23 protein-coding genes are annotated in these 24,971 nt (G+C 50.7%); 21 read left to right on the top strand and 2 right to left on the bottom strand.

Annotated features, from left to right (window positions below):
- Positions 1-10: 10 nt before the first annotated feature.
- The 4 genes from T504_RS13795 (at position 11) to T504_RS13785 (ending at position 5,072) form a co-directional block, all read left to right on the top strand.
- Positions 11-829: an energy transducer TonB gene (locus tag T504_RS13795; protein ID WP_051635171.1), complete on the top strand. Its 819-nt coding sequence runs from the start codon at positions 11-13 to the stop codon at positions 827-829.
- Between the two features lie 228 nt (positions 830-1,057).
- A complete protein-coding gene (locus T504_RS0102630) occupies positions 1,058-1,702 on the top strand; it encodes an MBL fold metallo-hydrolase (RefSeq protein ID WP_033169479.1) in 645 nt (214 codons plus the stop codon).
- Positions 1,703-1,745: 43 nt separating this feature from the next.
- Positions 1,746-2,885, top strand: a complete 1,140-nt coding sequence (locus T504_RS14880) for a chemotaxis protein CheB (RefSeq protein ID WP_051635170.1) — start codon at positions 1,746-1,748, stop codon at positions 2,883-2,885.
- A gap of 30 nt (positions 2,886-2,915) precedes the next feature.
- Positions 2,916-5,072 (top strand): hybrid sensor histidine kinase/response regulator, encoded by a 2,157-nt coding sequence (locus T504_RS13785; protein WP_051635169.1) that lies wholly within the window; start codon positions 2,916-2,918, stop codon positions 5,070-5,072.
- Positions 5,073-5,116: 44 nt separating this feature from the next.
- Here T504_RS13785 and T504_RS0102615 read toward each other — a convergent pair whose 3' ends face one another.
- Together T504_RS0102615 and T504_RS0102610 are read right to left on the bottom strand one after the other, a co-directional pair.
- Positions 5,117-5,377, bottom strand: coding sequence for a hypothetical protein (locus T504_RS0102615; protein ID WP_033169478.1), 261 nt, complete (start codon positions 5,375-5,377; stop codon positions 5,117-5,119).
- A gap of 225 nt (positions 5,378-5,602) precedes the next feature.
- Positions 5,603-7,222, bottom strand: coding sequence for an SGNH/GDSL hydrolase family protein (locus T504_RS0102610; RefSeq protein ID WP_033169477.1), 1,620 nt, complete (start codon positions 7,220-7,222; stop codon positions 5,603-5,605).
- Between the two features lie 78 nt (positions 7,223-7,300).
- Between T504_RS0102610 and cobO the strand changes: the two genes are divergently transcribed.
- From cobO to pyrE, 17 genes are all read left to right on the top strand, one after another.
- The gene (cobO, locus tag T504_RS0102605) at positions 7,301-7,837 is read left to right on the top strand and encodes a cob(I)yrinic acid a,c-diamide adenosyltransferase (protein ID WP_033169476.1); all 537 of its coding nucleotides are present in this window, start codon (positions 7,301-7,303) and stop codon (positions 7,835-7,837) included.
- 163 nt (positions 7,838-8,000) lie between these two features.
- Complete coding sequence (gene ilvD / locus T504_RS0102600; RefSeq protein ID WP_033169475.1) at positions 8,001-9,653, top strand: dihydroxy-acid dehydratase; 1,653 nt, start codon at positions 8,001-8,003, stop codon at positions 9,651-9,653.
- A gap of 133 nt (positions 9,654-9,786) precedes the next feature.
- Entirely contained in the window at positions 9,787-10,278 is a 492-nt protein-coding gene (trmL, locus tag T504_RS0102595; protein ID WP_033169474.1) for a tRNA (uridine(34)/cytosine(34)/5-carboxymethylaminomethyluridine(34)-2'-O)-methyltransferase TrmL, read from the top strand.
- 18 nt (positions 10,279-10,296) lie between these two features.
- Positions 10,297-11,214, top strand: coding sequence for a UDP-N-acetylmuramate dehydrogenase (gene murB / locus T504_RS0102590; protein ID WP_033169473.1), 918 nt, complete (start codon positions 10,297-10,299; stop codon positions 11,212-11,214).
- A 151-nt stretch (positions 11,215-11,365) separates the two neighbouring features.
- The gene (locus tag T504_RS0102585) at positions 11,366-11,986 is read left to right on the top strand and encodes a hypothetical protein (RefSeq protein ID WP_033169472.1); all 621 of its coding nucleotides are present in this window, start codon (positions 11,366-11,368) and stop codon (positions 11,984-11,986) included.
- A 122-nt stretch (positions 11,987-12,108) separates the two neighbouring features.
- Positions 12,109-12,504 (top strand): DUF4234 domain-containing protein, encoded by a 396-nt coding sequence (locus T504_RS0102580; protein WP_033169471.1) that lies wholly within the window; start codon positions 12,109-12,111, stop codon positions 12,502-12,504.
- On the top strand, positions 12,497-12,844 hold the full coding sequence (locus T504_RS13780; RefSeq protein WP_051635168.1) for a DUF2752 domain-containing protein: 348 nt from the start codon (positions 12,497-12,499) through the stop codon (positions 12,842-12,844). The genes T504_RS0102580 and T504_RS13780 overlap by 8 nt, the downstream gene beginning before the upstream one ends.
- Positions 12,845-12,978: 134 nt before the next feature.
- Complete coding sequence (locus tag T504_RS0102570; RefSeq protein ID WP_033169540.1) at positions 12,979-14,592, top strand: MBL fold metallo-hydrolase RNA specificity domain-containing protein; 1,614 nt, start codon at positions 12,979-12,981, stop codon at positions 14,590-14,592.
- A 118-nt stretch (positions 14,593-14,710) separates the two neighbouring features.
- Complete coding sequence (locus tag T504_RS0102565; RefSeq protein ID WP_033169470.1) at positions 14,711-15,025, top strand: hypothetical protein; 315 nt, start codon at positions 14,711-14,713, stop codon at positions 15,023-15,025.
- A gap of 375 nt (positions 15,026-15,400) precedes the next feature.
- Positions 15,401-16,348 carry an aspartate carbamoyltransferase catalytic subunit gene (locus tag T504_RS0102560; protein ID WP_033169469.1) on the top strand — a complete coding sequence of 316 codons (948 nt, stop codon included), beginning with the start codon at positions 15,401-15,403 and terminating at the stop codon, positions 16,346-16,348.
- Entirely contained in the window at positions 16,345-17,631 is a 1,287-nt protein-coding gene (locus T504_RS0102555) for a dihydroorotase (RefSeq protein WP_033169468.1), read from the top strand. The genes T504_RS0102560 and T504_RS0102555 overlap by 4 nt, the downstream gene beginning before the upstream one ends.
- Before the next feature lie 17 nt (positions 17,632-17,648).
- Positions 17,649-18,719 carry a glutamine-hydrolyzing carbamoyl-phosphate synthase small subunit gene (carA, locus tag T504_RS0102550; protein ID WP_033169467.1) on the top strand — a complete coding sequence of 357 codons (1,071 nt, stop codon included), beginning with the start codon at positions 17,649-17,651 and terminating at the stop codon, positions 18,717-18,719.
- Between the two features lie 3 nt (positions 18,720-18,722).
- Positions 18,723-21,950 (top strand): carbamoyl-phosphate synthase large subunit, encoded by a 3,228-nt coding sequence (gene carB / locus T504_RS0102545; protein WP_033169466.1) that lies wholly within the window; start codon positions 18,723-18,725, stop codon positions 21,948-21,950.
- The gene (locus tag T504_RS0102540) at positions 21,937-22,710 is read left to right on the top strand and encodes a dihydroorotate dehydrogenase electron transfer subunit (protein WP_197018668.1); all 774 of its coding nucleotides are present in this window, start codon (positions 21,937-21,939) and stop codon (positions 22,708-22,710) included. Before carB ends, T504_RS0102540 begins: the two co-directional genes overlap by 14 nt.
- Positions 22,707-23,642, top strand: coding sequence for a dihydroorotate dehydrogenase (locus T504_RS0102535; protein WP_033169464.1), 936 nt, complete (start codon positions 22,707-22,709; stop codon positions 23,640-23,642). Before T504_RS0102540 ends, T504_RS0102535 begins: the two co-directional genes overlap by 4 nt.
- Positions 23,643-23,669: 27 nt before the next feature.
- The gene (pyrF, locus tag T504_RS0102530; protein ID WP_033169463.1) at positions 23,670-24,386 is read left to right on the top strand and encodes an orotidine-5'-phosphate decarboxylase; all 717 of its coding nucleotides are present in this window, start codon (positions 23,670-23,672) and stop codon (positions 24,384-24,386) included.
- Positions 24,387-24,971 carry an orotate phosphoribosyltransferase gene (gene pyrE, locus T504_RS0102525; protein WP_033169462.1) on the top strand — a complete coding sequence of 195 codons (585 nt, stop codon included), beginning with the start codon at positions 24,387-24,389 and terminating at the stop codon, positions 24,969-24,971.

Here is a 24,971-nt window from a genome sequence, read left to right as displayed (position 1 = left end):
GGATGATAGGATGAGAAAACGAAGCTGGAATTATTATTTTGGACTGGCGGTTGGCTTTCATGTTTTGCTGTTATCGATTGTTATGCTCCTAGGTCTTAATTGGTTGCGGAAAGAGCCTGAACAACAGCCATCAATCGAGGTTGGCTTTGTGGCAGAATCAACAGCAGCCGGACTGGCGGGCGGAAGTGCCGCAAATGGTGGAGCGCAGTCCTCCTTAGGCCCTAGGATAAAAACGGTATCGGTGGCGGCTGTAGAAGAACTACAAAGTTTACGCGGACATGCTCCCGTAGATAGGAATGCATCGAAGGCTGTGCAACCAGCAACCGATGCGGCAGAAGCTATGGCGCAAGCTGTGGCTGCACTGGATGCTCCCGCGCAACCTGCAGGCAGTGATTCCGCTGCAGGAGCAGCGGATGGCAGCGGTGCGGGTACGAGCAATGGCACGAATGATGCGGGAGGAAGCGGAACCGGTGGGGAGGGTACAGGAACTTCCCAAGGCCTTGGCGCAGGTTTTTCTCCCAATGGCGATGGAACATATACGGCAGCTAGTTCCGCTGGAATCAGCTATCAGCTCTTGCACGATGCTGAGGCAATTTATCCCGATGAAGCAAGAAGTATTGGCTACAGTAATGTGGTAGAAGTCGTAGCGCAGATTATGGTGGGGTTGGATGGCAGCGTCGAAAGTGTAGCCATCTTGAATAATCCGCCCAATCTTGGATTCCGTGAAGCCGCTCAGGAAGCTTTGTGGGGGATGCGATTTGCGCCCATTTACTACCAAGGGGTAAATGTCCGGGTTCCCTTTGAAAAGCATTTGATTTTTCAGCCTTAATCGAAAGATAACAGTTATTTTCAAGAAAAGAGACTATCGCATTGATTTGCTAACGAATTATGCGATAGTCTTTTTTATGCGCATTGACGAGTTTTTTCGGTAGGAATTTGCCTGCGTAAAGTGCAAAAAATATAGGAAAAGCAGGATTTTTAGGAAAAGTTCACGAATAGATTTTATGAAACGATTTATGAAGGATTGGCCTGTATGAGGCGGGCAAAAGGAGACTATATGATATTACAAGTTCCCGTGGCGCGTTATATTCCAACCAACGCCTATTTTTATATTGATGAAGATACGAAGCACGGTTTCCTTATCGATCCTGGTGCAGAACCAGATAAGCTGCTGGAAATCGTCAAAGAACGAGGCTTTCAATTGGAGAAAATCCTGTTGACGCATGGTCATTTTGACCATATCGGTGCAGTAAATGACTTGCAGCGTATTTTGAAGATTCCGGTGCTCATGCAAAAGAACGGACGGGATTATGCCGAAAATCCGGTATGGAATCTATCCGCTCAAACCGGTGAACCGATAACGCTTGATGATGTTACGTATCTTGAGGATAATACCGATATTGTTTTGCAAGCGAATCCAGACTTTCGCCTTCATATGATCCCAGTCCCTGGACACACGACGGATGGCTGTATGTATTACAACCTGCGGGATCATGTAGCTTTTGTGGGAGATTCTATCTTTGCTGGAAGCTATGGCCGGACGGATATGCCCGGTGGGGACAGCGAAACCCTGATGAAAAGCATTGTAAGAGAAATACTTTCGCTGCCGGATTCGACAGCTCTTCTCAGCGGTCATTCCGGTGCAACAACCGTTGCCACGGAAAAAGTGCAGAGCTGGTACCAGGGGATATCGGCAGAGTAATCTGCAAAATGAATGACGGGATAAGGGGAAAAGGAGTAACGACATGGATACGATACGTGTTCTGGTGATTGAACCATCATCCTTTTATCGGGACACGCTATTTGGTGGATTGAGATCACGTATTGATGGGGTGCAGCTAGAAAGTGCTACGGAAGCCGAAGAGGCCGTACTGAAAATCCGTATATTTAATCCCAATGTTGTCGTATTAAATTTCTTTATGGGAATTCAGGAAATCGAAAGTCAGCATTTCCTGGAGGTACTTTCTCGGACTACTAAGGCACCGATCATCGCTTATGGAATGTTAGAACGCACCCGCAGCCGGGCACAGGCTATGGGTGTTTTTGAGTATCTCGTAAAACCAAAGCCAGGACTCGATAAAAAGATTTTCTATGCGGATTTGGCCAAAGCCGTCATAGATGGATTTCACGAGAGTAAGCAGACCAATACAACCGTTGGCCAAAGTACGATGATAACGCGGGATATTTGGCAGGAAACGCAAAAGGCAAAACCAGAACCGATAAAGGTGCCGTTCGATGAGCGGGCTGCTTCCAGGCCGTTTCGCGTGCAGGCGCCAGTCATTAAACCCGTGCCTGCACGCGAGGGTACCAATATCCAAATCATTGCCATTGGGTCTTCTACCGGAGGTACCAAAGCTTTATCGGATATTTTGCCGCTGTTAAAGCCGCCGCTTCCCGCGATTATGATTGCGCAGCATATCCCGCCGGTCTTTTCTACCAGGTTAGCCGAACGACTGGATCGGGAATGTTCGCTGACGGTCAAGGAGGCCGAAGATGGCGACATCGTTGCGCCCAATACCGTTTATATTGCGCCTGGGCACAAACACATGACGATACATCGGACCGAGGGAAGGTTCAAAATCGAATGCCGTGCGGGACGCCCCGTTCACGGGGTTTGTCCCTCCGCGGATGTGTTGTTTCATTCGGTTGCTCAAGCAGCGGGGGATATTGCGCTGGGGATTATCTTAACGGGCATGGGATGCGATGGAGCCGAGGGCCTACTAGATATGCTTCGCTGTGGGGCTCGAACGATCGGGCAGGATCAACAGTCCTCTGTGGTATACGGAATGCCACGGGCTGCCTATGAATTAGGAGCCGTCGAAGAACAGGTGCCGTTAGAGAAGATTGCCGCAACGATTGAAGCAATCTGCCGCAATGCCGGCTGATATTGTGCGGATGTCATAAGGAGCTAAAAAATGAACGATATCAATAAGGGGAATCAAATTGCCTCAGCAATGAAACGTGAATACCTGGATGCCCTGCTGGCATTAGCGGAAGAGTATGCAGCCACATATCGTATCAAATTGGCCAACGGAAGCATGGAATGTTTATCCGCTGCCAATGTTCTCGGCGACTGCATGGCTGATCAGGCACAAGGGGATGCGAATTATGAAGCGGCCATGAAGGAATATGTAGAGGCGAAAGTGCATCCCTTAGAACGGTTGCGTGTCCGGGCTATGGCCTCACTGAGCGTGGTTCGAAAAAAGCTGAAGACGGAGCATTCGTATAGTTTTCGTTTTTCTTTGCTGCTGGATGGACAAGTACGCTTTGGTGAGATGAAATTCGTAGGGGTGGACCCAGTCGAAGGAGAAGCTGGTGCCGTGGTTCTTGGGATACGACTGCGCGACCAGGATATTGCCACGACGATTGTCAATAAGCAATTGATTAAGGAATACGATGCGGTATATTTTTGCGATTTGAATGCGGGCAATATCCGTATCTTCCGAGCACCAGAAGGAGCCGAAGATAAAAATGGCACAACGGTTTCCTACCAGACGGTTATAAACAAGATCGTAACGCGTGTTAAACCCAAATATCAGGAAGTTTGGAAGAACCTGGCGAACCCGTTGTTTGTCAAAGACTTTATCGGTGGCAGTCAGCGTCGTGAGTATATTTACGAACTAACCGGCAAGGATAATACCTGGCGCCGGGCTTTATTCCAGGTCCATGACCGCGGCGAGGATGGAAAGGCTACCCGTATTATTCTGTCCTTTATCGGTATTGACTACAATCAGGCCAAAGAACTTGAGATGACCAAACTCATCAACGAGCAGAACCATGAACTTGCCCTGCAGCATGAACAATTGGAGCTGGCTTTGCAGCAGGCAAATGCTGCCAATCAGGCCAAAACGGATTTTTTGACCAATATGTCCCACGATATCCGGACGCCGATGAATGCGATTATGGGCTATACGGCTCTGGCGGCCGCTCATATCGAAGAGGTTAGCCGCGTGCGGGAATATCTGGATAAGATCGCTACGGCAAGCAATCATCTGCTATCGCTGATAAACGACGTACTCGATATGAGCCGTATCGAAAGCGGGCGCATGAATCTCGGCGAATCCGAGACTGATTTGGGCGATGTAGTAAAAGAGATCCACAATATCTTGCAGTTAGATGTGCAGGCCCATCAGCTGGAGTTTACCGTGGATATGGACGAGATAAAGAACACTCGCATTATGTGCGATTACTTGCGTCTTAAGCAGGTGCTGTTAAACTGTCTGTCAAACTCGGTGAAATTCACCAAACCCGGCGGCAAGGTTGCCTTGGAGATTTCGCAGCATGCTCAAGCACCGGCGGGGTATGCCAGCTTTACCTTTTCGATTCGCGATACGGGAATCGGCATGGATCCGAAGTTCCTTTCCCATCTTTTTGAGCCGTTTACCCGCGAGCGTACGAGTACCGTCAGCAAGACCGAAGGAACAGGGCTTGGCATGGCTATCGTCAAAAATATCGTCGATATGATGGGCGGCGATATTTCTGTTTGGAGTGAGCTGGGGACTGGTACGGAAATTACGATGAATTTTCTCTTCCGACTGGTGGATGAATCGCAACAATCGGCCAATACCACGGAAGAGAATGACGAGATCATTGTACCGGTAGGCAGTAAAATCAATGAAGCCTATATCGAAATGCCAACCATGGGAGGCAATAAGCTCGATAACAGTAGCGAGGTCTTGAATCGTGAAAAGATTCAAGGGCGTGTGCTGCTGGTGGAAGACAATGAAATCAATGCCGAGATTGTCTTTGCTCTGCTGGAAGGAACTGGTATCGAGCTGGAATTGGCCACCAATGGGGCAGAGGCAATTGATATGGTAACAAAAGCTGGGGATTATGGGTATGGACTGATATTGATGGATTTACAAATGCCAGTCATGAACGGTCTGGAGGCTACGAAAATGATTCGTTCTATGAAATCCGAATGGACGAAGACCGTACCAATCGTTGCGATGACTGCCAATGCCTTTGATGAAGACCGCAAGGCGGCCAAGGAGAGTGGCATGAACGATTATATCCTAAAGCCCATCGACCTTCCCAGCCTTTTCCAAAAGCTGCATGAATATCTGGATTAAAAAAAGAACTCACTTCCCAAAATGAGAAGTGAGTTCTTTTTATGTTAGGCCTGAGCCAATTCGTCGTTTTCATCGTAAATCGGCGGATGAGCGACAGCCAGCTTCGAGAAGTCAATCTTCGGAAGCTGCGTTTCAGACAGGTTGCGAACTTTGTTTTCTACTGCAGCGTCAAAGGCAAACGGACGGCAAAGCTCCAGGCTGTGTTCCATGCCCTGCAGCTCCGGAACATAAAAGCCGAGCTGATCAGCAACGCTTTTGAATGCATAAAATTTATTCGCGAGTTCGCACCATTCAAGATTCTTCATAATATCCTCCTTGGGGATTTTCCACAAATCCCAATTCAAAAATCCTTAACATCTTTTTATCCCAATATGTTTTGAAAATCGAAACTCCCTTATTTCGATTTTCAAAACATGCTACCAAGTATACGCAAGTTTTTGCACAGTGTCAATGATATTTGTGAACAAATTTCAATCAATTGCATTCAATAAGCAAAAAGTACTGGATTCTTTTTCGAATCCAGTACTTTTTTATCGAAGCAGCTTATCCTGATTCATATTGATGATTTCTCCCATTAGCATTTTGCCATAGACGTCAGGATGAAGACCATCCACGGAGAATTTATTGTCCATGATTTTGTGGGTCGGATCGTAGAAGTACGGTTCCAAATCGATATAGTAATCTTGCTGGCGAATCCAGCCGTTGATGATTTGGAGTTTCGTTTCCCATTTTGGGTCCGTCGGAGCTTGGAATGCGAAGAGGATATTTTTCGGATTGACCGGCATCAGCGTCATAAAGATCGGACGGATGTCGTTGGCTAGGCATTTATCCCGAATGACTTTCAAATCATTTACAACGCTTTCGGGAGTAGTGTTGGGGGCGCGTAAGCTGTTGGTTCCCGTGAGAATCAACAGATTTATCGGATGAACGGGCAATACATCTTGGTCAAAACGTTCCATCGAAGTCTTTGACGTATCGCCGCTTCGTCCAAGATTCAAGCAAGGGAAATCAAAATAGGTGGTATAGCTGTATTCTAGCGCTGCCGGTGAATTAGAAACTGCACCGCCACCATGGGTGATGCTGTCACCAAGAACGGCAACCGGCACTCGCTCAGGAAGCTCTGGCATTGTGAAATGGGCCGTATCGGACCAACTGCCAATGGTTTGCCCCCGCGGATCTACGGCGCGCACACGCCAATAATAATCGCCAGCATAAGGACGGGGATATTCATCGTAGCAGGCGGAAGCCACCTCGACGGTTTTGCGCCAGACGGCACTTTCTTCGGCGGTAGTGCCATTTTCTTCCGCTGGAGGATGTATCATAAGTTCCACCTCATAGCGGGTGGCATTATTTAGCGGTATCCACTGATAGACCGGATAGACTGGCATCTGGAAATTTGGCATCTGGTCAAAAGTGTTGAGCAGCGGATGATTGGGCTGAGGAAGGTCTGGATTGATGTGAAGTTCCTCGGCCTTGGAAAATTCGCCGATTGGATTGTGATGCAGGTCAAGCGCACGAACACGCCAATAGATGAATTTGCGTTGGGCATATTTTTGCAGATTGGCCTGCCAGCCATTGGTAAAAATCATGCGAGTGCTTTCCAAATGGTTGGCTTTATCGAGCGTAGTGCCGCCTTCCTGTGCCGGTTTACCTGCCAAAAGTTCCACCTCGTAGCAGACAGCGTTGGGCACAGCATGCCAAACCAGAAATGGCATTAAGCTGGCGGGATTGTCTTCCGTATAATGATAAATGGTCGATGGCGACGGCACGTTTTTGTTGTAAATGGGATTTTCAATTGGCTCAGATGGCGGAGTCAATGGGCCAAAAAGGCCGTAAGCCGTAACGCGATAACAAGTGGGAATGCCGCTGCGCGGCACTTCATAGGAAGCGTTATGGGTAAAGCCACTGGTAAAGAAATGATATTCCGGCTCGCCTTCGATAAGCCCCGTTGTATGGGAATAGGTATCGACTTTGTAGAAGCACGGATAAGGAAGCGGATCCCAGGACAGGATCATATGTCCATCGTGTTCATCAAAGGAGGTCTGAAGCGTCATGCCCTGAAGACCAAGAAGATCGGTTTTTTCTGCGACGTAGGCGAAAAATATCGTAAAACATGCGATTACAAAGGTAAAAAGTAAAAATTTCTTCATATATAACACCAAATTGCAGGAATTTTATTTAAAATATTGTATAACACTAAGTATAACATATTTTAGAGGTGATAGGTATTGGAAAAGTTTGGTTTGGTTATCGTTCATACGGGAAATGGTAAAGGCAAAACTACGGCTGCGTTAGGGTTGGCTATAAGAGCTTGGGGGGATGGTCTTCGCGTCTGTATCCTGCAATTTATCAAAGGCGGCTGGAAATATGGCGAACTCAAGACAATCGAGACATTAGCGGCTGTGGATGGCCGTATCACCATCAAGCAATGCGGGTTAGGCTTTACCAATACAGATGAGCATGAGGAAGATGAACACAAAGAAGCTGCTGACAAGGCCTTGGCAATGGCTCGAGAGGCTATTACGAGTGGCGACTGGGATTTGGTCATTCTCGATGAAATCAATTATGCGGTTAAGTTTGGGCTCATTACCGTAAGTGATGTACTCTCACTTTTGGATTGTCGTCCCAAAGATTTGCACCTGGTCTTGACTGGACGTGAGGCAAGGCCGGAACTCATCGAAAGAGCGGATTTGGTTACCGAAATGAAGCAAGTCAAACATCCCTATGAACAGGGCATCAAGGCACAAAAAGGGATAGAATTCTAATAAGTTCTTACAATAGTGTAAATAATTTTTCTTAATCACTTGTTTTTCGGCTGTGAATGAAGTAGAATTGTAACTATGTAATGAGATTTTATCATCAATTGTCTAAATGAGATAGACATTTTTCGCGATGAAGTTTATGTCTCAGGATTAGGAGAGTTGAAAAATGAGAAGTGACATCGTTAAGAAGGGCGCTACCCGCTGTGCACATCGTTCGTTATTCCATGCCAATGGCTATGGTCCAGAAGATTTGAAAAAGCCATTGATTGGCATTTGCAATTCCTTCAATGAAATCATTCCTGGGCATATCCATCTTCGTGAAATTGCTGATGCAGCCAAGCTGGGCGTGGCCGCTGCTGGCGGAACACCAGTCGAATTTCCAGCTATCGGTGTTTGTGACGGTATTGCCATGGGGCATCAGGGAATGAAATATTCGTTGGCCAGCCGCGAACTCATCGCCGATTCGGTGGAGTCGGTGGCGATGGCATCGGGCTTTGACGGTCTCGTGCTGATTCCAAACTGCGATAAGGTCGTACCAGGTATGCTTATGGCGGCTGCTCGTCTCAATATCCCTTGTGTAGTCGTATCGGGGGGACCGATGCTGCCAGGACGTTTCCATGGCCGTGACGTCAGCGTTAGCCAGGCTTTTGAAGCAGCCGGGAAATATGCTGCTGGTGAAATGTCCGAGGAGGAAATGCGTGACCTCGAAGAAAAATGCTGCCCAGGCTGCGGCTCCTGTGCCGGTCTTTTCACGGCCAACACCATGAACTCTTTATCGGAAGTCCTCGGCATGGCTTTGCCGGGCAATGGCACGATTCCTGCCGCCTACACAGGAGCACGCCGCTTGCTAGCGAAACGTGCGGGTGCCGTCATCATGGATTTGGTTCAAAACGATATCAAGCCGCGTGACATTCTGACGCGCAAGGCCTTTGAAAACGCTATCACCGTGGATATGGGAATCGGTGGTTCATCGAATACAGTTCTGCATCTGACCGCTATCGCTCATGAAGCAGGCATTGAGATCCCGGCACCGCTGTTTGACGAGATTTCTCGCCGCACCCCTTATATCACGAAACTGAGTCCGGGCGGAACGCATCACATGGTTGATCTTGAGGAAGCTGGCGGCATTTCTGCGGTTATGAATGAACTTTCCAAGAAAGGACTCATTCATCTCGATGCTTTGACGGTAACCGGCCCCATGGGTGAGCGCATCAAGAATGCAAAAGTTTTAGACCGTAATGTCATTCACAGTGTCGAGGAACCGTATCGTAAAGAAGGCGGCATCGCCATCCTCAAGGGCAATCTTGCCCCAGACTATGCGGTAGTTAAGGCTTCGGCCGTAAAAGACGATATGCTGACCTATGAAGGTACGGCCAAATGCTATGATTCGGAGACGGCAGCCTGCGATGCAATCATGGCTGGAGATATCGTCGATGGCGATGTCGTTGTCATCCGCTACGAGGGGCCGAAAGGGGGCCCCGGCATGCAGGAGATGCTGAACCCAACGGCAGTTATCACGGGACGCGGCCTCAAGGTCGGTCTCATAACCGATGGTCGTTTTAGTGGAGCTAGCCAGGGAGCATGCGTGGGGCATGTATCACCAGAAGCAATGGAGGGTGGTCCTATCGCCTTGATTGAAGATGGGGATACCATCCTGATTGATATTCCGAACCGTAAGCTGGAACTCAAGGTCAGTGAGGAAGAACTGGCAAAGCGTAAGGCCAACTGGAAACAGCCAGAACCGAAAATCAAGCATGGATATCTTTCCCGTTATGCAAAACTCACTACGTCTGCCAGCACTGGTGCAGTTCTCAAATAAGATTGACAAGTCAATCTGACAAGTCATGTTGACTTGTCAACGCGATACAAGCCTTCCCCCAGGGGAAGGCTTGTATTTATTGGGGGAATTCGTTATAATAAGGAACGTTGAAATACGATTTGAGGTGTGGATTTTGCATATAGTTTTGATAGAGCCGGAAATTCCCGGCAATACGGGCAACATTGCCCGACTTTGTGCGGCAACTGGTATCGAGCTGCACTTGGTCAAGCCCCTTGGTTTTTCTACCGATGACAAATACTTAAAACGGGCAGGGCTTGATTATTGGCATTTAGTCAAGGTACATTATCATGAAAACTTCGATGAAGTTCTTGCAATGTATCATGGACATAATTTCTATTATTTGTCCACAAAGGCACCGCGTGCTCATACGGAAGTGGCTTATACGAATGATGATATGCTGGTATTTGGCAAAGAGTCTGCCGGCATTCCTGAGGAAATCCTCAATGCCAATTGGGAGAGCACTGTACGAATTCCAATGATTGCTGAAGCTCGTTCGTTGAACCTTTCGAATTCTGTCGCCATTGTCGCTTATGAAGCAATGCGTCAAATGAATTATGCAAATCTTGCCGAAGCCGGTCCGGGACTTCGCATGTGGTCGAAATAACAGATAGGATGATATAGCATGAAAATCAATGAAAATTTTATCAAGGCTTGTCAGGAGTTTTTGAAGCCAGAGCAATTGTTGCTGGATGAGCCCATGAGTAAACATACCACCTTTGAAATTGGCGGCCCGGCAGACTGTCTGATTTTTCCTGCGTCCCTTGAAGAAGTGCAGAAGGTCTTAACACTTGTAAAAGATTACGAGCTGCCTTTGACGATGCTGGGAAATGGTTCGAACATGCTGGTTCGCGATAAAGGTATCCGTGGCGTCGTGGTAAAATTTGCATCACCGATGGCTAAGATTCGCTGCGAGGGAACGCGGATTATTGCGGGGGCTGGCGCCCTTTTGAAAGATGTATCCGAGTGTGCAGCTGCGAATGGACTCACAGGGCTTGAGTATGCTTGTGGCATTCCGGGCAGCATAGGTGGCGCTATTTTCATGAACGCTGGTGCCTACGATGGTGAGACGAAAAATGTTGCCGATGTCGTTCGTGCTGTAGATCAGCAGGGGAATTTGCATACGTTCTCCCATGAAGAAATGGAGCTTGGCTATCGTCACAGCGTATTCCAGAGCAATGGGGAGGCAATCTGCGAAGTAGAGCTTCAGCTACAGCGTGGAGAGGAAACGGAAATCCGTGCTAAGATTGCTGATTATACGCAGCGCCGTGAGAGCAAACAACCACTGGAAATGCCAAGTGCTGGCAGTACGTTCAAACGTCCGGAAGGATACTTTGCGGGAACATTGATTGACCAGACGGGACTAAAGGGTTTTTCGGTTGGCGGTGCTCAGGTATCCACCAAACATGCCGGTTTTGTCGTTAATGCCGGCGGTGCTACGGCAGCCGATGTTGTGAATCTGATTCACGAAGTTCAGCGTCGGGTCAAAGAAAAGCACGGAGTAGAGTTACAACCAGAAGTTCGAATGATTGGCGAAGAATAAATTAGGACGATTGGGCGGCTGCGAATAGCGCAGTCGCTTTTTCTATACCAAAAAATAAAAATTACTTGAAGAATAAATGCAAATAAATGAATTTCATCATAGATTCCCCAGAAAAGGTATGATATAATTGTCCCCTAGGAGTGATTGTGAATTGTATTATGATATTGAAACAAAAGTCTATCAAGACGATAAAGGGATTTTTATAAAACGGGCAGCACAGGATAATACCCCCAAATACGATTATGATGGCGAAATTCCTGTCTGTGTGTTTTCCATTGCCAAAGGTTGGGAGATTGTCATTCGTTGCGACTTCCAGAACAATTCATTTTTTGTACAGCTGTGCGAAAACAGCCGGGTAGATCAGGAACTTCATCCGGCAACTCTCGATGAACTAAATAATTATGCGATACCATGGTGCTTTCAGCATTATTATAATCAGCTGTCGTTACAGGCACGGAAAAAATATACGGGCAGTTTTGGCGTTGCTAATGCTGCTGGCGACGGAATGTTTTTGCTCATATCCAGTCTGATTCTCATTGCGGTTGCTGATTACTTTGGTGGTTTCCTCGGTGCGATAATCGGAATCTTAGTTTCACTGGCAATCGCCAACATCGTTGGTGACAGTGTGCGGAGTGAGGCAGAGACAGCTGGCTATTACCAAGGGCTGGCTGCCAGCATTACGCGCCGCTTCCTGCTCAACGAAACAAAAAAAACGGCCAATCCGACGGAAAAACAAGAATGGGAGGATTCTTCGGAACTTCAGCCGGAATAATCCTATCCTCTGGTGAATATAGAATTTAGTGTTTTTTTATAAAAATTTAAAGGATTTCCTAATTTTTACGTCGTATACTTACGTAGGAATTTATTAAATTTATAGTAAAAGAGGAGATTCTTATGGAAAAAAGAAGTATTGGACTCGCTATCGTATTCACTTTAATCACTTGCGGCATTTATGGCATTTACTGGATGTATAAGATGACCGAAGAAGCCCATTGCCTGTTAGGCCGGCAGACTACGGCCTCGGGCGGAATGGTGATTTTATATACCCTTTTGACTTGCGGCATTTATAGTTTTTACTGGCTCTATAAAATGGGCGAGACGATGACGGAAGCAAAAACGATGCGCGGGATGCATGCGGACAACAACAGTGGCCTGCTCTACATTGTTTTGGCAGTTTTTGCCCTGGGAATCGTTTCCTATGCGTTGATTCAGAGCAGCATCAATGATGTTATTGACTTTGATGCACAAAATGGCAGCCAGCTGCCGCAGCAGATGAATTTTGATGCGTAAAAAACGGCCGGGCTTATCTAAATGGTGCCTTCTTATCGTAGGCCTGATTTATTTGCTCAGTGCCCGTTATTCGTTTATTACCCTGCATTGTCCCATTCGGACATTTACCGGTTTTCTTTGCCCGGGATGTGGCATCACGACTATGTTTGTGCGATTGTCTTATGGTGATTTTGCTGGTGCCTATGCGGCAAATCCGGTCGTATTGCTTTTGTCACCGCTGATATTGCTGCTGATATTGCACCAGTATAATCCACCCAAATGGTCATGGGTACCGGCAAAGATATTGACTTGGTTCTGTGTGGTGATCCTTCTCTTGTGGGGGATTGTGCGCAATCTATGAAACAAATATGGGGAACGAAAACTACTGTCTTGGCAAAGGTCGCCAGGATAGTAGTTTTTTCTTGCCTGCAGCAGGAAATCTCCTGTTATTTTTCGAATATTATCAACAAAGAAATAGCAAAGGAGTGGATTCTCATGCGGTTGGAATTCTTAGGAGCAGCACATACGGTTACAGGCTCGTGCTATTTGCTGGAAACGCTTGAACGTTACTACTTAATCGATTGTGGAATGTTTCAAGGAGCGCGCCGGATTCGGGAACATAATTATGAAGATTTTCCCTTTAATCCAGCTAATATCGATGGTGTTCTCCTTACGCATGCCCATGTGGATCATTGCGGGCTTATACCCAAACTGGTCCGGGAAGGCTTTCAAGGCACGGTTTACGCGACCAAGGCGACTTGCGATTTGGCGCAGATCATGCTTCCAGATTCCGCCCATATCCAGGAATCGGATGCGGAACTATCCAATCGCAAGGGACGGCGCCGCGGAGAGGAGCCCATTCAACCCATTTATACGTTGCAGGATGCAACCGATGCGTTGGAACATTTTGTTCCCATGCCTTACGAAACACAATTCCTTTTAGGGGATAATGTCACGGTTACGTTTCATGATGCCGGTCATATCCTAGGTTCGGCAATCGTGGAGATTTTGGTTACGGAAGATACCAAAACCACCAAACTCGTATTTTCCGGAGACTTGGGGCAGCCCAACCAGCCAATTATCAAGGATCCGGCGGTGGTAACGGGCGCTGATTTCCTCATCGTCGAATCTACCTATGGCGATCGGCTTCATCAGATTTACGATAAAGAAACTGCACTGCTCGAAATCATCAACGATACGATGGATCGGGGCGGCAACGTAATCATTCCGTCCTTTGCGGTTGGCCGTACCCAAACCCTTTTGTATTATCTTTATAATCTTTGGAAGGCGGGAAGGCTCGATGGAGATATTCCCATCGTCATTGACAGCCCATTGGCTATTAATGCGACGCGCATTTTTATGCGTAATTTTCAAGATTTTGATGAAGAGACTATCCAGATGTTTGGGCAAAATGGAAAAATGATTGAATTCCCGCAGGTCCGTATTTGCGAAACACCAGAGGAATCCCGGGCGCTCAACAGCTCGGAAAGTTCGCAGATCATCTTGTCAGCATCCGGGATGGCAGATGCCGGCCGTATCCTGCATCACTTAAAACACAATCTGTGGCGTCCAGAATCCACGATTCTTTTTGTTGGGTATCAAGCCGAAGGCAGCTTGGGCCGCCGCTTGATTGATGGCATCAAACGCGTTCGCGTGTTGGGAGAAGAAGTTGCTGTGAAGGCACAGATTCAAATGCTGGATGGCTTCTCCGCCCATGCTGATGCCAATCAGTTGATGAGCTGGATTCGTAATTTCCAGGATCCCAAGCCGGCTAAAGTGTTTATCGTCCATGGCGAAGCGCAAGGACAGGAAGCACTAAAATCCCGCATTCAGAAAGAGTGTGGGGAAGAGGTCTACATTCCTTTTCGTGGCGATGCTGTAAAGATCAGCGGTCGCGCGTCGGAAATTCAGCTTTCGAATATTCCTGAGGTATCCGTGGAAATGGAAATGGAAGAACAACTGCGTGAATTTGATGCCGAATACCGCAATTTGCGTCATAAAGTCATGCAACTGGTCATTCGTCAACCTAAGACGATGGAACCACTTATTAAGGCAATCAACAAAGGGTTTAATTACATGAAGAAACTCTTTGCGCCCTTTAATATTTGAAGTGAGATTAAATTTCATTTGTTGGGACTTTAGGCCTTGACGCTCACCGCCCATCCTGCTATTATGATGTATGTTGAAATTGTAGTCTATGATGTAAGTGATGGGGAGAAGCAATGGAATGGAACAAATCGAGCGGATTAAGAAGATAACGAACGCTTGGGAACCGGAGTTATGTCGCTATCCGGTGAACCGAGAGGCCAAAGTCCATATGGACATTTACCATGAGGGAGCCCTTGAACCAGAGCGGCATAAAATAAGCATGGCCAGGGCTATCGATTATATTAGCAGTATGGCAGCTGTCATGGATATTAAGGCGATGCTGAGGGATCTTGATCATATCACGATTCGCAGTGCCGAGGATGAACGCCTGATATACCGTGTTACAGCAAGGTATGGGTACGCCGAGGAGGAATTTGTTCCGTCGGCAGTTTAAAATTTTAGGGTGCGCTCCATAAACGGAAGCGTTCCTTTTTTTATTCACGGATCGGAAAAGATGTCACATGTCCTTGAAAAAATAAAAATACACCCTTGCATTTTGTCCGCGGTGAAGGTATAATAAGTGCAAAGCAGACGAGAGCTGCTCAAGGACATATAAATACATTACCTTTTAAAATGCGTACCGCGATGCGCATAAGGGAAGCAATCTACAACGCTATAAGTTTATCGTAAAGCTTGGGCTTTCTTATGCATACGCATGGGAAAGCCCTTTTTTGATGAATAAATAGCAAAAGGCAATGGATTTCTCCTTGAAACTTTATACATAAGTAATGTATAATTATGACTGTCAACATGTTAAGGAGTGATTGACTTGGGAAAAACTAATGTATCGTTACGAGGCAAGAACGTACTGGGCCTGGAGGATTTCAGCCCGGAGGAGATTCGTCTCGTACTTGAGACCGCGAAGGAAATGAAGAATATCATCCACCGCGATATCAAGAAGGTACCGACACTGCGCGGAAAATCCATTGTCACGCTGTTTTACGAGCCGAGCACGCGCACGCGCACATCGTTTGAGCTCGCCGGTAAATACCTCGGCGCCGATGTGGTAAATATCACGGCGGGCACCAGCTCCATCGTCAAGGGCGAGAGCCTGCGCGATACCCTCTATACGGTGGAGGCCATGGGCGTCGATGCCATCGTCATGCGCCATAAGGCCGAGGGGGCCGCTGAATATGCCGCCCGCGTCGTAAGCCCGGTAATCCTGAACGCCGGCGATGGTGCGCATGCACATCCGTCCCAGGGCCTTTTAAACCTCTTCACGATCCAGGAGCACAAGGGACATCTCGAGGGGCTCAAGGTCGCCATCATCGGCGATGTGCTGCATAGCCGCGTTGCGCGCTCGGATATCTACGGCATGCGCAAGATGGGCATGGAAGTCCATATCGCAGGGCCGAAGACGCTGATTCCGCGCTTCCTCTATCAGGAGCCGGGCGTCGTTGTCCACGAGCGCATCGAGGATGCTATCGCTAATGCCGATGTCATCGAGGTGCTGCGCATCCAGCTCGAGCGCATGAAGGGCGGCTTGTTCCCGACGACGCGTGAGTATGCGCGTATCTTCGGCCTCAACGACATGCGCCTGAAGCTTGCCAAGGACGATGTCCTTATCCTGCATCCGGGCCCGATGAACAAGGGCTGGGAAATCTCTCCGTTCACTGCCTATGGCGATAATTCGGCCATTCAGGAACAGGTCCAGAATGGTGTCGCAGTCCGCATGGCACTCTTTACCTTGGTATTGACGGGAGGAAAACAGGAATGAAACTTTTGCTTAAAGGCGGCCGCATCATCAATCCGGCCGAGAAATTCGATAAAATCGCCGATGTACTCGTCGAGGATGGCAAGATAAAGGCAATCGGCGAAAACCTGGAAGCTGCTGGGGCAGAGGTCTACGATGCCACGGGCAAAGTCGTGACGCCGGGCCTCATCGACCTGCATGTACATTTCCGTGAGCCGGGCCAGGAGGCCAAAGAGGACTTTGAATCGGGCGCCAATGCTGCGGCAGCTGGCGGTTTTACGACGGTCTGCACGATGCCTAATACGAAACCGGCAGTCGACGATGCCGCCATGGTGCGCAGTCTCGAGAAACGCGCCGAGGATGTCGCCAAAGTCCATGTGAAAATCATCGGTGCCGTGACGAAGGGGCAGGAAGGCAAAGAGCTCGCTGAGCTTGGCGATATGATCGAAGCTGGGGCCGTAGCCTTTTCCGATGACGGCCACTATGACCAGAAGGCCAAAGTGCTGCTGAATGCCTTTGATTATCTGCATACGTTCGACAAAGTCATCGTCAACCACGACGAAGAGACGTCGCTCGTCGAAGACGGCGTGATGAACGAAGGCCACCGTAGTGCGATGCTCGGCCTCAAAGGGCGCCCGACGGTCGCTGAGGACATCGCCGTAGCCCGTGACATCATGCTGGCCGAGTACGCTGGTTCCCGCGTCCATGTGGCCCATATCAGTTCGGCCCGCGCGGTGGACATCGTGCGTCAGGCCAAAAAACGCGGCGTGCGCGTCACCTGCGAGGTCACGCCCCAGCACCTGACCATGACCGACGAATGCGTCAACCTGTTTGACACGTCAACGAAAATCAATCCGCCGCTGCGCGCTCAGAAGGACTGCGAGGCACTGCTCGAAGGCCTCAAAGACGGCACGATTGACGCGATTGTCACTGACCATTCCCCGCATGCGCAGGAGGACAAGGACCGCGAGTACATCTATGCACCGAGTGGCTTCCCAGGCCTTGAGACGTCGCTGGGCATCATGCTGACCGACCTTTATCATCAGCATAAGCTCGATCTTACGACCATCGTTTCCAAGATGACCTGTGAGCCGGCTAAGGTATTCGGCATGGATGCTGGTACGCTGGCAGTCGGCAAGAGCGCCGACATCACGGTTATCGATCCCGAGCTTACCTGGACGGTTGACGAAAAGAAATTCTACACGAAGGGCAGCCATAGTCCGTTCATCGGCCGCGAGCTCAAAGGCAAAGCGGTACTGACGGTCGTTGCTGGCAAGATTGTCATGCAGGATGGCGAAGTTCTTTAAATATATGAGGTGATTTCATGAAAGGTAAATTGATCCTGGAGGACGGTACCGTTTTCCACGGCAAACTTTTGAATAATATCAAGGCAACCGGCGAGGTTGTTTTCAATACAGGCATGACGGGCTATCAGGAAAGCCTGACCGACCCATCCTACTGCCGTCAGATCCTGACGCTCACGTACCCGATGGTCGGCAACTACGGTATCGCGGACCTTTTCATGCAGTCGCGCAAATCCTTTGTCAATGGCTTCATCATCGGCGAGCTCTGCGAAGTGGGCAGCAACTGGCATTATGAGACAAGCCTGGCGGACTTCCTGACGAAACAGGGGGTACCCTGCCTTTACGACGTCGATACACGCGCCGTCACGCGCAAGATTCGTTCGGCAGGCACCATGAAGGGTATCATCGTGCCCGAGGACGCCGCGCAGACGGAAATCGATGAGCTCTTTGCCGTGCCCATCAAGAAGGATGTGGTCATGGAAGTCACGACGCCGGAAACGTATACGATGGAAGCTGAGTCTAGTGATGCGCCTCATGTGGTAGCCATGGACTTTGGCGTCAAGCAGAATATCTTGAAATCGCTGCATGACCTCGGCTGCAAGCTCACGGTCGTGCCGGCTCATACGACGGCGGATGAAGTCCTGGCTCTCAATCCGGACGGCATCTTCCTCTCGAACGGCCCTGGCGACCCGGCAGACGTTCCGGAAATCGTCGAAGAAATCAAAAAGCTCATCGGCAAGAAACCGATCTTTGGCATCTGCCTTGGACATCAGCTGCTCGCGCGTTCCTTGGGCGCAAAAACCTATAAGCTCAAGTTCGGCCACCGCGGCTGCAACCAGCCCGTAAAGAACCTCTTGACGGGCCGCGTGCAGATTTCCTCGCAGAACCACGGCTATGCCGTCGACGAGGAATCGCTCAAGGATCTGCCGCTCGAAGTTACGCATATCAATGTCAACGACGGCACGGTCGAGGGCATGCGCCACAAAGACCTGCCGATTTTCTCGGTACAGTACCACCCGGAGGCATCGCCGGGACCGGATGACAATATGTATCTTTTCGATCAGTTCTGGACGATGCTCAAGGGGGAATAAACTGTGCCAAAGAAAGAAAATCTCAAAAAAGTCATGGTCGTCGGCTCGGGCCCAATCATCATCGGGCAGGCCGCAGAGTTTGACTACGCCGGTTCCCAGGCCTGCCGTTCGCTGAAAGAAGAGGGGCTGGAAGTCGTCCTTGTCAACTCGAACCCGGCCACCATCATGACCGACTCGCATATCGCCGACCGCGTCTACATTGAGCCGCTGACGCCGGAATTCCTCGAGGAAATCATCTCGAAGGAGCGTCCGGATGGCTTACTCGCAACGCTGGGCGGTCAGGCTGGCTTGAACCTTGCGGTGCAGCTGGCAGAGCGCGGCGTGCTGGAAAAATACGGCGTCGAGCTTTTGGGTACGCCGCTGGAGGCTATCGAAAAGGCCGAAGACCGCGAAATGTTCAAAGAGACGATGCAGAAACTCGGCGAGCCAATTCCGGAGTCGACGATTGTCGAGGATGTGCCGTCGGCGGTTGAGTTTGCCAACGAAATCGGCTATCCGGTCATCGTGCGCCCGGCCTATACGATGGGCGGCACGGGCGGCGGTATCGCGGAGAACGAAGAAGAGCTCATCGATATCGTCATCAAGGGTCTCAACTATTCGATGATTGGCCAGGTCCTCATCGAGCGCAGCGTGGCCGGCTGGAAGGAAATCGAGTACGAAGTCATGCGCGACGGCAATGACAACTGCATCACCGTCTGCAACATGGAAAACTTCGACCCGGTCGGCGTCCATACGGGCGACTCCATTGTCGTGGCACCGTCCCAGACGTTGACGGACCACGAATATCAGATGCTTCGCAGCGCGTCCTTGCGCATTATCCGCGAGCTCGGCATCGAAGGCGGCTGCAACGCGCAGTATGCCCTCGACCCGAACAGCAACAAATACTACGTCATCGAGGTAAACCCCCGCGTCAGCCGTTCGTCAGCACTGGCTTCGAAGGCGACGGGCTATCCGATTGCCAAGGTTTCGGCCAAGATTGCCATCGGCTATACGCTCGACGAAATCACTAACGCGGTCACCCAGAAGACGAAAGCCTGCTTCGAGCCGGCCCTTGACTACTGCGTCGTCAAATTCCCGCGCTGGCCGTTTGATAAGTTCGTCTATGCAGACCGCACGCTGGGCACGCAAATGAAGGCAACGGGCGAGGTCATGAGCATCGACCGCCACTTCGAAGGAGCCATCCTCAAGGCTGTGCGTTCGCTGGAAATTGGCGTACACCGCCTGCATATGGATAAGATGGATGCCTGGGATGACGAGCGCGTCAAGAAGAACCTCGCGCGCATCAACGACGAGCGCATCTTCGTCATTGCCGAGGCACTGCGCCGCGGCATCGCCACCGTCGATGAAATCCATGCCATCACGAAAGTTGACAAATGGTTCATCCATAAAATCAAGAACATCACCGATGTCGAGACGACCCTTAAGAGCGAGCCTCTGACGCCAAAACACATGCTGGCGGCTAAGAACGTAGGTCTTGCCGATGTCTCGATTGCCGAAATCACGGGCAAATCTGTCGATGAAATCCGCACGACGCGCAAGAGCATGGGCATCCTGCCGGCTTACAAGATGGTCGATACCTGCGCTGCTGAGTTCGAAGCGGCTACGCCGTACTACTACTCGACGTTCCGCGCCGAGCAGGACGAGGTACAGACCTCGAACGCCCGCAAGGTCATCGTCCTTGGTTCGGGGCCGATCCGCATCGGCCAGGGTGTCGAGTTTGACTACTGCTCGGTTCACTCGGTCTGGGCACTGCGGGAGATGGGCATCGAGGCCATCATCATCAACAACAACCCCGAGACGGTATCGACGGACTTCGATATCTCCGACCGCCTGTACTTCGAACCGCTGACGACCGAGGATGTACTTAACATCATCGACAAGGAAAAACCGGAAGGCGTTATCGTCCAGTTTGGCGGCCAGACGGCAATCAACCTCGCTGCCTCGCTGCAGAAGGCAGGCATCAAAGTGTTCGGCACGTCGGTTGACGATATCGACCGCGCCGAGGACCGCGAGCGCTTCGACGAAGTCCTCACGCAGACGCAGATTCCGCGTCCGCAGGGCATCAGCGTCACGAATCTTGAGGATGCCATCACGGGAGCTGCCAAGATCGGCTATCCGGTCATGGTCCGCCCGTCCTATGTCTTGGGCGGACGTGCGATGGAAATCGTCTACAACGAAGACGAGCTGCGCGACTACATGAGTCGTGCCGTAAAAGTCACACCGGATCATCCGGTACTCGTCGACCGCTATATGCAGGGTACCGAGGTCGAGGTAGATGGTATCTCCGATGGCGTCGATGTGGTCATCCCGGGCATCATGGAGCACGTCGAGCGCGCCGGTGTCCACTCGGGCGACTCGATTGCGGTCTATCCGCCGCAGACGCTGCCGTCGAAGGTCATCTACACGATTATCGACTACACGAAACGCCTGGCAGTTGCCCTGCATGTCAAGGGACTCCTGAACATCCAGTTCGTCGTCGCCGATGGCGAGGTCTACATCATCGAAGTCAACCCGCGCTCCTCGCGTACGGTACCGTTCCTCTCGAAGGTCACGGATGTCAAGATGGTCAATCTGGCCACGCGCATCGCAATGGGGAGCACGCTCAAAGACCTTGGCTACAAGTCCGGTCTTGTACCGCCGAAACCGTATGTCGCTGTTAAGGCACCGGTCTTCTCCTTTGCCAAGATGACCGATGTGGATATCGCCCTCGGACCAGAGATGAAATCGACGGGCGAGGTCATGGGTATCGATTACCATTATGCCCGCGCCCTCTACAAGGCTATCATCGGCTCGGGCACGCATGTGCCGACGAAGGGCTGCGTGCTCTTCACCGTAGCTGATAAAGATAAAGAAGAGATGAAACAGCTGGCCAAGGCGTTCTCGGAGCTTGACTTCCAGATTGCCGCTACCGAAGGCACGGCCAAGACCATCCAGTCGATGGGCATCGATGTCGAAGTCGTCGGCAAAGTCCACGAGCGCAGCACCGATATCATCGAACGCATCAAGAGCGGCAAGATCAATATGGTCATTAATACGCTGACCCAGGGCAAGCACTCCGTAAAGGATGGCTTCAAGATTCGCCGCGCAACAGTCGAGCATGACATTGCCTGCCTGACCTCGCTGGATACAGCTTGGGAAGTCTTGCGCGTGCTCTCCTTCATGCGGGAGCGCCGCCTCGTTTACAGCCTGGCCATTCAGGATTATGTCGGTGGTGGTGATGGACTTGCCTAAGGAAAAAGTAACGGTTGACGCCAATATCGTAAGCCAGCAGGAGCTTTACGACCAGGTATTCCAACTGGTGGTAAAGGCCCCTGAGGTGGCTGCGCTTGCCGAGGCTGGCCAGTTTGTACAGCTGCGCATCTTGAACAGCAACTGTCTGCTGCGCCGCCCGGTCGGCATTGCCGCTGCCGATAAGGAAAAGGGCACCGTGGCCTTTATCTACCGCGTTGTGGGCAAAGGCACAAAAGCTATATCGGAGCTAAAAGCCGGCGATACCATAAACGTCTTAGGGCCTCTTGGTCATGGCTTTGATACCACGGCGAAAAAGCCACTGATTGTCGGCGGCGGCATGGGGCTTTCGCCCGTGCTCTTTTATGCCGCGGTCATGCAGGGCAAAGCCGATGTGCTCATGGGAGGCAAGACCGCTGGGGAGCTTTTCTGGCAGGATTTATTCACGGGCAAGGTACAGGAAATCTTTTGTACCACCGATGACGGCAGTCTTGGCACGAAGGGCTTTACCACGACGCTTCTGCCCGAGCTTTTGGAAAAGAAAGACTATGACCTTGTAGTCGCTTGCGGCCCCGAAATCATGATGAAGGGCATTGCGAAAATTGCCAAGGAGCATGGACTGCGCTGTCAGGTATCGCTGGAAAAACGCATGGGCTGCGGCTTGGGGGCCTGCTTGTCTTGTTCCATCGATACGACTGACGGTAAACGCAAGAAGGTCTGCAAGGACGGCCCGGTATTTGAGGCAGGGGAGGTGTTCGCATGAGTCAGGTCATGCAGGAAAAAGATGCAAAACTGCATACGAATCTGGCGGGCATTGCCATGAACACGCCTGTACTCACAGCCTCGGGTACCTTCGGTTTTGGCGAAGAGTTCGCGGACTTTGTCGACCTTTCGCGTCTTGGCGGCGTCATGGTCAAAGGCACAACGCTAAAGCCGCGCCGCGGCAATGATGGCGTGCGCATCACCGAATCGCCGATGGGTATGATGAATTGCATCGGCCTGGAAAATCCCGGTGTTGAGGTATTCTTAAAAGATACGCTGCCGCGTATCGGCCAGTATGGCATGAACGTCATCGTCAACATCTCGGGCAGCACCGTCGAGGAATACGGCGTACTGGCTGAGATGCTCGATGTCGAAGGCGTCGCCGCCATTGAGCTCAACGTCTCGTGCCCCAATGTCAAGGAAGGCGGCATCGTCTTCGGCACGGACCCGAAAGCGGCGGCCGCCGTGGTCCGCGAGGCCAAAAAACATACAAAAAAACCGGTCATCCTGAAGCTTTCGCCTAATGTCACCGATATCGTGACGATGGCCAAAGCCTGCGAAGATGCCGGTGCCGATATCCTGTCGCTCATCAATACGCTTATGGGCATGGAAATCAACATCCATACCCAGCGGCCGACGCTGGGCAATATCACGGGCGGCCTTTCCGGCCCTTGCATAAAGCCCGTGGCCCTGCGCATGGTCTGGCAGGTTGCTCGCGCCGTCAAGGTGCCAATCATTGGCATGGGCGGCATTTCCTGCTGGGAGGATGCCGTGGAGTTCTTCCTGGCTGGTGCCAGCGCCGTGGCGGTCGGTACGGCAAACTTTGCCGACCCGGCCGTGACCATGAAGATTTGCGATGGACTCAACGATTATTTGGCCAAACGCAATCTTGGGAGCATCCAGGATATCGTTGGCAAGGTCCAGATTGGATAAATTAGCGAAAAACGAAAGGAGCACGTTATGGCAGATAAACGTTTGATTGCAGCGCTTGATTTCCATACGCTGGAGGATGTCAAGGCGCTCGTCAATACGCTCGGAGATAGCGTATCCTATTATAAAGTCGGCATGGAGCTTTTCTACAGCGTCGGCGGCGACGTCGTAAAATGGCTCAGGGCCCAGGGAAAAGATGTATTTTTGGACCTCAAACTGCATGATATTCCCAATACGGTAGGGGGGGGGCTGTGCTCCTTGATGGATTTGGGTGCAACGATGCTCAATGTGCATGCAGGCGGCGGCTACACCATGATGAAGGTCGCCGCTGAACGCCTGCATGCGGAAGCCGATAAACGCGGCATCCCCTGTCCGAAGCTGATTGCCGTGACGGTACTTACCAGCATCAATCAGGAAGACTGGGAAGGGCTCGGCCAGGAACTGCAGATAAAAAGCGCCGTTGTGCGCTATGCAAAACTGGCGAAAAAAGCGGGGCTTGACGGTGTCGTGGCCTCGCCGCAGGAAGCTACGCTTATCCGCGAAGCTTGCGGTCCGGATTTCCTGATCGTAACACCGGGCGTACGGCCCGAGGGCGCAAGCGTCGATGACCAGAGCCGCATCGCAACGCCGGCTAAGGCTTTGCAAAATGGTGCCAGCCATCTCGTCATCGGCCGCCCAATCCGCGCCGCCAAAGATCCCCAGGCTGCAGCCGAGGCCATCCTTAAAGAAATGGAGAGTGTAAGATAAATGACAGAAGCAGAAGTTAAAGAATTGCTCGTAGAGAGCCATGCCATCATGGACGGACATTTCGTCCTGACCTCGGGCCTGCACAGCCCGCACTATGTAGAGAAATTCAACGTACTCCAGAAACCGGAGTACACGGAAAAACTCTGCAAGGCCATGGCCGAAAAATTCAAGGATGCCAACATTGAAACCGTCGTCGGCCCGATGACGGGCGGCATCCTGCTCGCTCACGAGACAGGCAAGGCTTTGGGCACGCGGGCAATCTTTACCGAGCGCGTCGATGGCAAGATGACCTTCCGCCGCGGCTTTTCCCTGCATGAAGGCGAACGTTGCCTGATTGTCGAAGACATCGTAACGACTGGCGGCTCCATCAAGGAAGTCATCGAAGTGGTCAAAGCCCATGGCGGCATCCCTGTAGCTGTCAGCATGCTCGTTGACCGCAGCGGTGGCAAAGCCAACTTCGGCGACGTTCCCTGCGAAGCCCTTCTCCACATGAACGTCGAAACCTACAAACCAGAAGAATGCCCACTTTGCAAACAGGGCATCCCGATGACTAAACGCGGAAGTACTGGTAAGGCAAATGTATAG

Source organism: Selenomonas sp. ND2010 (genome assembly GCF_000702005.1).
Classification (GTDB): Bacteria; Bacillota; Negativicutes; order Selenomonadales; family Selenomonadaceae; genus Selenomonas_A.
This window is presented reverse-complemented; position numbering and strand designations above follow the sequence as displayed.